We start from the raw sequence: 12477 nt of genomic DNA, 5'->3' as shown, positions 1-12477 counted from the left end.
TCATAATAAGTCACCTTTTTTCTTTAGATTCTCTTCTAGTTTAGCATAAGAACAAAGAGAAAAAGTTTATTTATTTTGAGAGTTTCAGAAATACCCATTCGGTTCTTTAGTTAAAGCTTGGCTTAGATAGAAAGTAAAAAAACTAAGGCTGATTAGCCTTAGTTCTCGGAATAGAAGATCCATTTTTAGTAAAGTTATTTTTAAAGAAGAAAATCGCAAAGATAGTATTAAAAAGATGAATTGGGTTCTTTTAAAAAACGGAGTTCTTCTGGTGTTGATTGACGATTAAGAATGTCGTTGCGATGAGGGTAACGGCCAAACTTCATTAAAATATCTCGGTGTTTTATTTCAAACTCTAAGTTTGTTTCCAACCCTTTTTCTGAAAAGCGCCTCAAGGCTTCTTCGTGGATCACTAAAGATTCGGAATGCATTAAAGGCATATACAAAAAGCTGCGCTGTGCTGTACTTAATTGGTTCAATTCTTCTTGTTTGATAGCTTCTTGAGCTAAAACCAAGGCCATCCCATCATAAGCAAAGGAACGGGGATCATTTCTGAAAATATTTCGAGAAAACTGATCCAAAACAATGATTTCGGCTAAACGGCCTTTAAGCGAATCGCGCCATTCCGCAAGCTCTCCTTGCGTCGCTTGTTGATGACAAGCTCCGAAACGCTGGCGAATCTCTTCATCTAACTGGTCATCTTTTTCAAACCATTGACTGGGTTCAACTTCTTCGAACCAAAAATTTATGATTTCTTGGTACTCCATCTGATAACCTCCTATTACTTTATTTATTTTGGTTATCCCCATGTGGATAACTTTAAGAGCAAAAAACCTACTTATCAACAGGTTATCCACAGACTGTCCACAAGTGATTGTTGATTTTTTTAAAGACATCATCTCGGATCCTGTTCGAAATGATGCCTTTAAGTGAATTCATTTTGCTAAATAACTTTCTAATTCAAAAGAAACTACCGAGTTTGTCCTTCTCCAAAAACGATGTATTTGGAAGAAGTCAATTCAGCTAACCCCATTGGTCCTCGAGCATGCAGTTTTTGAGTGCTGATGCCGATTTCGGCGCCGAAGCCAAATTCAAAGCCATCAGTAAAACGGGTAGAAGCATTGATGTAGACGGTTGACGAATCGACTTCACGGTGGAACTGTTGTCCAGCAAAGTAATTATCGGTTACGATTGCTTCAGAATGCCCTGTACTGTATTGGTTGATATGGGTAATGGCTTCATCCAAGGAAGAAACGACTTTTATAGCTAAAATAAAATCTAAAAATTCTGTTGCCCAATCTTCTTCTGTTGCAGGTAGTGCCTTCTTAAAAATACGGAGAGCTGTTTCATCCGCTCGCAATTCAACGTGGTATTCATCCAAGGCGGCTTCAATCACAGGTAAGAATTCAGCAGCGACGTCTTCATGAATCAATAAAGTTTCAGCGGCGTTGCAGACGGAAGGGCGAGAACATTTTGCATTGACGATAATATCGGTAGCCATTTTCAATTGCGCGTCTTTATCAATATAGACATGGCAATTACCTGTGCCGGTTTCAATGACGGGAACAGTCGCTGTTTCCATCACAGTTTGGATCAAACGCGCGCCTCCCCGAGGAATCAAAACATCTAAGTAGCGGTTTAAGCGCATCATGTCGCGAGAAGTTTCTCTGGTTGTGTCTTCTACTAATTGGATAGCTGTTGTTGGAAAGTTGGTTTTAGCTAAAGCTTGCTGCAAGACAGTGACTAAAGCTCTATTGGAATGAATGGCTTCTTTTCCACCGCGTAAAATAACCGCATTGCCTGATTTAAAGCACAAGGCACCAGCATCTGTAGTAACATTGGGCCGTGATTCATAAATAATACCAATAACTCCAAGTGGAACACTTTGTTTACCGATGGTTAAACCTGCTTCATTTTTCCACATGCTACTCACTAACCCAATTGGATCTGGTAAATCAGCAATCTCTACTAATCCATCAGCCATAGCTTGCACTCGTTCTTCGTTTAAAACTAACCGATCCAATAAAGTCTCAGCAATATGGTTTTCTTTAGCTGCTGCTAAGTCTTGCAGGTTGGCTGCAAGAATGGCTGAAGTATTTTCCAATAAAGCCTGACTCATTAATTGAAGAGCAGCATTTTTCTCTTTAGTTGAGGCTTGAGCCAAGTAACGACTAGCTTTCTTTGCCTTTTCACCTAATTCCACTAATGTTTCCATTTATTTTCCTCCTCTTTAATTCGTTTATTTAGCCGTAAAAAGTGTCCCAATATCTTCACCGGCAATAATATTAAAGATAACTGTTGGATCTTCTCCATTAGCTAAGACCATTTGACCGGAGCGCTCTAAAATGTGTTCAGCTGCATTTAGTTTAGTGATCATGCCACCCGTGCCAAATTTTGATCCGACTCCTCCTGCAAGTGAAAGAAGATCAGGTGTAATTTGATGAACTTCATGGAATAGTTGGGCCTTTTCGTCTTCGTTGGGATTCCGGTCATAAAAACCATCAATATCGGACAACATGATCAGCAAATCAGCTTCTGTAATTCCTGCTACAATCGCGGATAATTGATCGTTGTCTCCAAATTTCGTTTCATGATCCAGTTCATCAACGGCCACTGTATCATTCTCATTTACAATCGGAATAACTTTTTTCATTAATAATTGTTCAAATGTATTGATCGCATTCAATCGGCTTTCAGGAAATTCTACAATATCGCGGGTCATCAGTACTTGCCCAATGACTTGTCCATAATTAAAGAAGAAACTGCTGTATAAATTCATCAGCTCACTTTGGCCAACAGAAGCAACGGCTTGTTGTTCAGGGATGGTTTTAGGAGCTTCAAGCAATTTTAGCCGATGAAGACCGACCCCGACAGCACCAGAAGATACCAAAATGACTTCTTTTCCTTGGTTTCTCAAATCACTTAACACAAAAGCTAATTTTTCCATCCGTTGTAAGTTAACTGTACCATTAGGATACATAATGGTGCTGGTACCAACTTTTATAACGATTCGTTTACATAAAGTTAAAGCTTGTCTTGCTGTTTTGTTCATTACACTCATCCATTCTTTCAAGATACAGTCATTTAAAAGCGAATATCAAATGACTTCAATTGTCTATTATTTTAACAGTTTTTACTTGAAAAGACTATCCTTCAACATTCAAGCAAATTTTATTTATTAAAAGTGAAAAAACGCTTGCATTCATTTGGGTGCCGTGATATATTTATTTCAACAAAAGGATTGTTACTGCTGAGGCAGGCAAAACCTAAATTGATTCGAAGTTATTCTATTGGTAAGATAGATAGAGTACTTGGAATGAGTTTAGGTTTTTTATTTTCTAGAAAGTAGGTGAGCTAAGCATTAAATGAGAATAGATAAGATTTTAAATAATAATGTTATTATCGCCTTGACTGAAAAGAAGGAAGAAATGGTCGTAATGGGGCGAGGAATTGCTTTTCAGCGTAAAGTCGGAGAAGAAATAGAAATAGAAAAAGTTGAAAAAACATTTGTACCTGAAGGCCAAGAAAGCTTGGAAACTCTAGCCGCTTTATTTAAAGAAATCAATCCAGAAATTATAGAGATCGCAACCGATATTATCAAATACGCTCAAAGCACCTTAAATACAAAATTAAGCAATAATATTTATTTAACTTTAACCGATCATTTGAATTATGCGATAAACCGAACTCAAGAAGGTATTGAAATAAAGAATCCCTTAACTTGGGAAATCAAAAAGTTTTATAAAGCAGAATACGAAATTGGATTAAAAGCGTTAGAACGTATCAAAACTAAACTCGGCGTCTCAATGAATGAAGATGAAGCAGCATCCATTGCTCTGCATATTGTAAACGCTAGGCAAGATGGTCAAGAAATCGGCATAACCGTTAAAATGACTGAGATCGTTCAAGATATCTTAACGATTGTCAGGCTGCAATTCGGTATCGTTTTTGATGAAGACTCATTTAACTACACGCGTTTCGTTACTCACCTGCAATATTTTGCCCGTAGAATGCTGGAACACGCGACTCATCCTTCTGGTGATGACTTTTTATTCGATCAAGTCAAAATAAAATATCCAGAGGCTTTTGAATGTACGAATAGAATCAATGAGTACCTCATAAATAAACATGGCACAACATTAACAAAAGACGAACAAGTTTACTTAACGATTCATATCCAACGAGTAACGAGTGAACGAACAATTAAATAAAACATCAATGATGGATTGTTACTGAATAAACAGGCAAAACCTAAATTGATAGCTAGACTATTTCTCATTGAGAAGTGGATTCTGCTATTGATTTGGGTTTTTCTTTTTCTAAAAAAACTAAATGGAAGAAGGACTTATGATGAAATATGAAGCATTAGCTAAATCAATAGTAGAAAATGTAGGTGGAACAGAAAACATTAACAGTTTGACTCACTGTGTGACCAGATTGCGCTTTAAACTAAAGGATGAAAGCAAGGCGAATACAGAAGTTCTAAAGAAGATGGACGGCATTGTGACCGTAATTAAAAGTGGTGGACAATACCAAGTTGTTATTGGAAATCATGTGCCAGACGTTTATCAAGAAGTTGTTGAAGTTGGACATTTAGGTTCATCTGATTCAGCATCTGATGAGTCAGGTAATGATACAAATATTTTTAATAAATTTGTCGATTTGATTTCCGGTATTTTCGCACCAACTTTAGGAACATTGGCTGCTACGGGGATGATCAAGGGTTTCAATGCCTTGTTTGTAGCTTTGGGATGGTTGTCAGCAGAATCAGGCACATACCAAATTTTAAATGCAATTGGAGATTCATTATTTTATTTCTTCCCGATTTTCTTAGCCTTTACAGCCAGCAAAAAAATGAAAGTCAATCAGTTTACGGCAATGGCGATTGGAGCTTCACTGGTTTATCCTACATTATCTGGGCTAACAGCAGGAGACCCGTTGTACACGTTATTTGCGGGAACAATTATTGAATCGCCTATTTATATTGAGTTTTTAGGGATACCTGTTATTTTAATGAGCTATGCTTCATCCGTTATTCCGATTATTTTATCGGTTTTCCTTGCATCAAAAGTAGAAAAAGGATTAAAAAAAATCATTCCCGATGTAGTGAAAACGTTCTTGGTGCCATTCTTTACACTTTTAGTCGTTGTACCGTTAACATTTATTGTTATTGGCCCGGTGGCAACATGGGCAGGAAGTCTTGTAGGAGCTGGCAGTTTAGCTATTTATGATCTAAGCCCAATGGTTGCCGGAGCATTAATCGGCGGATTCTGGCAAGTCTTCGTTATGTTTGGCTTACACTGGGGACTTGTGCCTGTTGCGCTTAACAATATGGCTGTTTATGGATACGATCCAATTTTAGCAATGTCTTTTGCGGCTTCCTTTGCACAAACAGGAGCAATTATTGCAGTAATGGCAAAAACGAAAGAGAAAAAAGTTAAGTCATTGGGTATTCCTTCTATTATTTCAGGCTTATTCGGCGTAACAGAACCGGCAATTTACGGAATCACTTTGCCTCTAAAAAAACCATTCATTATGAGTTGTATCGCTAGCGGCATTGGCGGAGCAACTATTGGTTTAATTGGTGCTAATGGATATGTTATAGGTGGTTTAGGAGTATTCGGAATCACGAACTTCTTAAACCCTGCTGGTGGAAACAATGGGACGGTATTAGGAGTCGTGGCCATTATTGTAGGGACAACAATTCTTGGGTTTGTCTTAACTTATCTTGCTGGATTCGGAAAACTATTTGAAGATGATGTAATTGTTGCAGAAACAAACAATGAAGGGATCATTGATTCTGGCAATGAAGTTTACATTGGAAAAGACAGTATCGAAAGTCCTTTGAAAGGGTCTATTGTTCCGCTTTCAGATGTTAAAGATGAAGCTTTTTCTTCTGGAGCTATGGGCAAAGGAATCGCAATCGATCCTACTGAAGGCAAGTTGATTTCACCTGTAAATGGAACGATTACAATGATTTTCCCTACTGCGCATGCAGTCGGAATCACTTCAGATGAAGGCACAGAAATATTGATGCACATTGGAATGGATACAGTTCAACTTGATGGTGAAGGATTTACACCGCATGTTAAACAAGGCGACCGTGTGAATTCGATATTCAAAAAATCAAAGAAGCTGGGTATAGCGTGATCACTCCAATCGTCATTACAAATTCACAAAATTATCTAGATGTAATTACGACGGACAAAGAATCGATTGCTTCAAAAGATCAACTGATGACAGTGGTTATATAGAAAAGGAGAAGTGTACATGAAGAAAATTGAAGGATTTCCAAAAGGATTTTTATGGGGCGGCGCAACTGCCGCCAACCAATTTGAAGGAGCATACAATGAAAGGGGAAAAGGCCTTTCAACAGCAGACATGGTAAAATTTGTTCCTAAAGAAGAACGAGGAGAAGGGTTTTCATTAGACGTTACGCGTAAAGAAATTGAAGCGATTTTAGCAGGCAAAGTTGATGCAGTCTTTCCTAAACGCTTTGGAGTTGACTTTTACCACCATTATAAAGAAGATATCGCTTTATTAGCAGAAATGGGTTTTAAAGTTTTCCGTCTATCTATCAACTGGGCACGTATTTTTCCAAACGGTGACGATGCAGAACCAAATGAAGAAGGACTAGCTTTTTACGATAAAGTTTTTGATGAATGCCTAAAATACGGGATTGAACCATTGGTAACTTTGTCTCATTACGAAACTCCATTAAACCTGACATTGAAATACAATGGTTGGGCAGATCGACGAGTGATTGATTTCTTTGTGAACTATGCTGAGACTGTTTTCACACGCTATCAAAATAAAGTGAAATATTGGCTGACATTTAACGAAATCAATATTATTACATTAAGTCCTTATACAGGCGGTGGAGTATTAGTAGAGGAAGCAGAAAATCCACTAGAATTATCTTATCAAGCGGGGCATCATCAATTTGTGGCTAGTGCTTTAGTAACGAAGTTAGGGCATGAGATTAACCCAGCATTTCAAATTGGCTGTATGCTAGCACGAATGACAACTTATCCTGAAACGAATAACCCGAAAGATGTGATCAAAGCGCAAGAGCAAAACCAATTGAACTTGTTCTTTACAGATGTTCAAGCACGTGGTGAGTATCCTGCATATATGGACCGTTACTTTTATGAACATAATATCCATATCCAAAAAGAACGCGGGGACGATGAAATCTTAAAAGCTTATCCAGTTGATTTTATTTCTTTCAGTTATTATATGTCCAGTACGGTTAGTTCAAGACCGTCAGAAGACCAAGTTGGCGGGAACTTTATGGGGGGAATCAAAAATAGCTATTTAGAAACTTCCGATTGGGGCTGGCAAATTGATCCAATTGGATTAAGATGGACGCTGAAAGATTTCTATGACCGATATCAACTGCCGTTGTTTATCGTTGAAAATGGTTTAGGAGCTTATGATACCGTTGAAGAAGATGGCAGTATCCATGATGATTACCGTATTGATTATTTACAAAAACATATTGAACAAATGAAAGAAGCGATTAGGGATGGCGTTGACTTAATAGGTTATACGAGTTGGGGAGCTATTGATTTAGTTAGTGCCTCCACTTCAGAAATGTCTAAACGCTATGGGTATGTTTATGTTGATCAAGACGATGAAGGAAATGGAACGTTAAAACGGTCCAGAAAAGATTCTTTTTACTGGTATAAAAAAGTTATTGGCACTAACGGGACCGATTTGAGTAAATAAGGATGTAAAGGGCCGAGATACTGTTGCGGTCCTTTTTTAAAGTATAGGATTATATGATAGAATTAAGTTAATGAATAGAAGAGGAGCGGATGATTTTGACACAAGAACAATTTCCAAAAGGATTTTTATGGGGTGGAGCAGTCGCAGCGAACCAATTAGAAGGAGCGTATAACGAAGACGGAAAAGGGTGGTCTGTCCAAGATGTTACTCCTCATGGTGGATTCGGCCCGATCACAGATGAACCTACAGAAGATAATATGAAATTAGTCGGAATCGATTTTTACCACCGTTATAAAGAAGACATCAAATTATTCGCGGATATGGGTTTCAAAACATTTCGTACGTCGATTGCTTGGTCTCGTATTTTTCCTAATGGCGATGAAACTGAGCCGAATGAAGCCGGTTTGAAATTCTATGATGATTTATTTGATGAATTGTTGAAATACGGCATTGAGCCTTTAGTGACTCTTTCTCACTATGAAACCCCACTGCATTTATCTAAAGAATATGACGGCTGGGTAAACCGTAAAATGATTGATTTTTACGAAAATTACGTACGGACAGTCTTCACCCGTTATAAAGGAAAAGTAAAATATTGGCTGACATTCAATGAAATCAACTCTATTTTACATGCGCCATTTATGAGCGGCGGTATTTATACAGCCCCTGAAGAGCTGACGCAAAAAGACTTGTATCAAGCAGTACACCATGAGTTAGTAGCGAGTGCGTTAGCAACCAAAATTGGACATGAAATCATGCCGGAAGCTCAAATCGGCTGTATGGTCTTGGCAATGCCGGTTTATCCGCTTACATCTAATCCAGATGATATGATTGCAGTTATGGAAGCTGAACGCAAAAACTATTTCTTCTCGGATATCCACGTGCGAGGAGCGTATCCAGGCTACATGAAACGCTTCTTCCGTGAGAACGATATTGAATTGGATTTTGGGCCAGATGACGAAGAAATTCTTAAAAATACGGTCGATTTTATTTCATTCAGTTACTATATGAGTGTTACAGAAACGGCTGATGAAAGTAAACGTAAGCCTGGTAAAGGCAACATTTTAGGCGGCATACCGAATCCGTACTTAGAAGCTTCTGAGTGGGGCTGGCAAATTGATCCAAAAGGATTGCGCATTGTATTGAATGACTTTTGGGATCGATACCAAAAACCACTTTTCATTGTTGAGAATGGCTTAGGTGCTAACGATGAATTGATCACCGATGAAAATGGCAACAAGACCGTTAATGATGATTACCGAATCGACTATTTAAACGATCACCTCGTTCAAGTTGGAGAAGCGATTCAAGACGGTGTTGAGGTAATGGGATATACCACTTGGGGCTGTATTGACCTTGTTAGTGCTTCAACGGCTGAATTGAAAAAACGCTATGGGTTTATTTATGTCGATCGTCATGATGACGGTACAGGCACATTAGAACGCTATAAAAAGAAAAGCTTTTACTGGTACAAACAAGTTATTGAAACCAATGGTGCCAGTCTTCATACAAAATAATTTGTTAATAAACAAAAAGGCTCTTACAGAAGTTTTTATTCTGCAAGAGCCTTTTTTATGGTTTAGTTTTTAGAATGTTTTTCCAACTTTTTTAAAGATCCATTTTTGTAGTTCCACAAAAACCAATGGCAAGATCGATAAAACAATCGCAATGATCCAATGGGTTAAACTCAGCGGAACAAGATAGAAAATGTTGGCTAAGAAAGGGACCAAAGCAACGAGTGTTAAAATCGAAACAGATAAAAGAGAAGACCAGAAAACAGTCGGATTGGATAAGAAGCCGATTTTAAAAATGGATTCTTTGCTTCTGGCATTAAAGATATGGATGACGGAAGACCAACCTAGGATAAGGAAAGCCATCGTTTGTCCAACTTCATGGCTTGCGCCAATAGCAGTATCAACTGTGACAAAAGAACCAATATAAAAACCAACTAAAGTGATGATGGTGAAAATGGCCGCAACGATTGCAATGTTGCGCGTCATGCCACGAGCAAAAATACTTTCGCCTTTTCTCGTTGGCTTCTGTTCCATAAGAGATGGTTCTGCTTGTTCTTTACTTAAGCCAAAACCAGGTATGCCATCTGCTACGACGTTAATGAACAGTAGTTGAATAGAAACAACTGGAAGGCCCCAGCCAAAGAGGACAGCAAGCAGCATAATGAAAATTTCTGAAATGTTACAGGCTAATAAGAAGTAGACCGTCTTTTTGATATTCTCGTAAACCCGGCGGCCTTCTTCAACGGTATGGACGATTGTAGCAAAGTTATCATCTGTTAAAACCATATCTGCTGCATTTTTAGCAACTTCTGTTCCGGCAATTCCCATGGCCGTCCCAACATCTGCTGCTTTTAAAGCTGGCGCATCATTGACTCCATCACCAGTCATGGCTACTATCTCATCATTGGTTTGCCATGCCTTAACGATGCGAATCTTATCTTCAGGAGAGACACGTGCGTAAACCGAATAATCCCTCACATTTTCTTCGAGTTCGTTATCTGATAATTTAGTAAGCTCGGCGCCCGTAATAACTTTATCACCCGGTTCAAAAATGCCGATTTGTTTAGCAATGGCAGTCGCCGTAACAGCATGGTCACCAGTAATCATAATTGTTTTGATGCCGGCTGCTTTTGCTTCTTTGACTGCATCTCGGCTCTCTTCACGAGGAGGATCAATCATGCCGACGATTCCGGCAAATACAATGTCTTTTTCTAGTTCTTCAGTTGTTAAATCTTCAGGCAATTGATTGTATTTTTTGTACCCTAATCCAATAACTCGTAAAGCTTCATGCGCAAAGGAATCGTGTATTTCGCGAGCTTTGTGTCCAACTTCATCCGTAATACTTGAAAATTGAACTGGAATACGATCAAAAGCTCCTTTTGTAATGGAAAGATATCCGTCTTTTGTTTTGTGAACAGTCGTCATTAATTTTCGTTCAGAATCAAAAGGAATTTCATGAACACGCGGATATTCTTTTTCTAATGTTTCTTTGGGCATGCCTTTTTCTTGTAATAAGCGAATGATAGCTGATTCCGTTGGATCTCCAGCGATCACTTCTTCACCATCACGTTCTTCGATGGTAGCGTTCGAAGCTAAACTCATCATTTTTAAAAGCTCTTTTTCGTCTTCGATAAATTCAGCAGACGCCTCAATAGGCTGATGCGGGAAAGCCCAGACTTTTTGAATGGTCATTTTATTTTGTGTCAATGTTCCAGTTTTATCTGAAGCAATCACAGAAGCGCTGCCCAACGTTTCAACCGAAGGAATATTGCGGATGATCGCATGGCGCTTAACCATGTTTTGGACACCAAAAGCTAAACTGATGGTCACGATAACCGGCAGAGTCTCTGGGACAGCAGCAACAGCCAATGTGACAGCTGTCATTAAAGTAGTAATGAAATCTTCACCTTGGAAGAAGCTTAAAATAAAAATCAAAGCACCGGCCAATAAGGCGATGATACTTAATTGTTTGCCCAGTTTGTTCATCCGGTCTTGTAAGGGAGTTTTTCCTTGTTTAGTGCTATTAAGCAGATTGGCTACAGCACCCATTTCAGTATCCATTCCAGTAGCTGTAATTATCGTCTTTGCACGACCATTGGTAATCAATGACCCTGAAAAAACGGTATGAAAGACATCTCCAATTGGATCATCTTCGTTAACAACGGCATGTTCATCTTTTTCAACAGGCAGACTTTCACCAGTTAAAGCAGATTCTTCCGCTTGTAAGTTGCTGCTAGAAATGAGACGTGCATCCGCTGGAACCATATCCCCAGCCTCAAGAAGTAAAATATCTCCTGGTACTAAATCAACGGCTTCGATTTCTTCGGTTTGATTATCCCGAATAACTCTAGCTTTTGGAGCGGATAAGTTTTTTAATGATTCTAAAGCGGCTTCTGCGCTTCCTTCTTGTCGAATAGCAATAAAGACATTTAAAGCGATAATAGAGAAAATAACAATGGGTTCTGATAAATCAGAGGGGTGTTGAGTGATGGCAATATATGTGGAAATGAATCCAGCCAAAATTAAAATAATGACGGTCACATCTTTTAAATGATTAAGTATTTTTTTAAAAAGCGGAATACGCTCTTCTTCTGTAAATTGGTTGGCACCAAATTCTTGTTTTTTTTGTTCGATTTGCTGCGACGTTAGTCCCTTTTTTTCGTCGCTGTTTAACGCCTGTATGATGGACTTTATCTGTTTTGTTTTGAAATCCATAACATTCCTCCTGTATAGTTTTTTACTTGATTTAATCAGTAAGAAGGGCAAATGTTTGTTCCTTCACTATTAACTCTAACAAAAAGTAAGGAGTTGTGCAAGCGAAAAACATCGTCAAATCAGCATTTTTTTGTTTTTTGAAAATGATAATCGCTTTCATTCCTATAAATAATAGAATAGTAAATTAATTAATTCATTTGTTTTATTTTATGTTTCTTTCCTTTAAAAGGCTAAGTACATAAAAAAACCACTTGTTTAAAAAACAAGTGGTTAAAAGGAGTAATACCTGATACTTTGGAGGAGTACAAGGTAAAAATGAAAATATAAAAAAGTTGGTTGTTATTGGTATGTATATAATATACCGATAAAATATGAAGAAAGTATGACCAAAGTTTAATTTTTATGTTAAGAAACTCAAGTACGATAAAAAGCGATTAGAACCGAAAGAGGCTGTCTCAAAATAATAATGGTGCAGGTACACCATCCTCTTCTTTGGTTAAGTGGGACAAATACCCTG

The 12477-nt window shown here is 38.1% G+C and carries 7 protein-coding genes and 1 pseudogene; 4 read left to right on the top strand and 4 right to left on the bottom strand.

The annotated features are described in order from the left end of the window. Positions 1-227: 227 nt before the first annotated feature. The 3 genes from RT405_RS01795 to proB form a co-directional block, all read right to left on the bottom strand. On the bottom strand, positions 228-767 hold the full coding sequence (locus RT405_RS01795) for a DUF924 family protein (RefSeq protein ID WP_313467065.1): 540 nt from the start codon (positions 765-767) through the stop codon (positions 228-230). Positions 768-970: 203 nt separating this feature from the next. Further along, positions 971-2215 carry a glutamate-5-semialdehyde dehydrogenase gene (locus RT405_RS01790; RefSeq protein WP_313467064.1) on the bottom strand — a complete coding sequence of 415 codons (1245 nt, stop codon included), beginning with the start codon at positions 2213-2215 and terminating at the stop codon, positions 971-973. A 24-nt stretch (positions 2216-2239) separates the two neighbouring features. Further along, entirely contained in the window at positions 2240-3052 is an 813-nt protein-coding gene (gene proB / locus RT405_RS01785) for a glutamate 5-kinase (protein ID WP_313467063.1), read from the bottom strand. 313 nt (positions 3053-3365) lie between these two features. On the opposite strand from proB, the gene licT reads away from it, so the two are divergent. From licT to RT405_RS01765, 4 genes and pseudogenes are all read left to right on the top strand, one after another. Then, positions 3366-4211: a BglG family transcription antiterminator LicT gene (gene licT, locus RT405_RS01780; protein ID WP_313467061.1), complete on the top strand. Its 846-nt coding sequence runs from the start codon at positions 3366-3368 to the stop codon at positions 4209-4211. Between the two features lie 139 nt (positions 4212-4350). Further along, positions 4351-6254 (top strand): annotated as a pseudogene (locus RT405_RS01775) (beta-glucoside-specific PTS transporter subunit IIABC). 16 nt (positions 6255-6270) lie between these two features. Further along, complete coding sequence (locus tag RT405_RS01770; protein ID WP_313467060.1) at positions 6271-7731, top strand: 6-phospho-beta-glucosidase; 1461 nt, start codon at positions 6271-6273, stop codon at positions 7729-7731. Between the two features lie 89 nt (positions 7732-7820). Next, complete coding sequence (locus RT405_RS01765; RefSeq protein WP_313467058.1) at positions 7821-9248, top strand: glycoside hydrolase family 1 protein; 1428 nt, start codon at positions 7821-7823, stop codon at positions 9246-9248. 69 nt (positions 9249-9317) lie between these two features. Here RT405_RS01765 and RT405_RS01760 read toward each other — a convergent pair whose 3' ends face one another. Continuing rightward, on the bottom strand, positions 9318-11960 hold the full coding sequence (locus RT405_RS01760) for a calcium-translocating P-type ATPase, PMCA-type (RefSeq protein ID WP_313467057.1): 2643 nt from the start codon (positions 11958-11960) through the stop codon (positions 9318-9320). Between the last annotated feature and the right edge of the window lie 517 nt (positions 11961-12477).

It is taken from the genome of Carnobacterium sp., from assembly GCF_032094055.1.
GTDB lineage: Bacteria > Bacillota > Bacilli > Lactobacillales > Carnobacteriaceae > Carnobacterium_A.
This window is presented reverse-complemented; position numbering and strand designations above follow the sequence as displayed.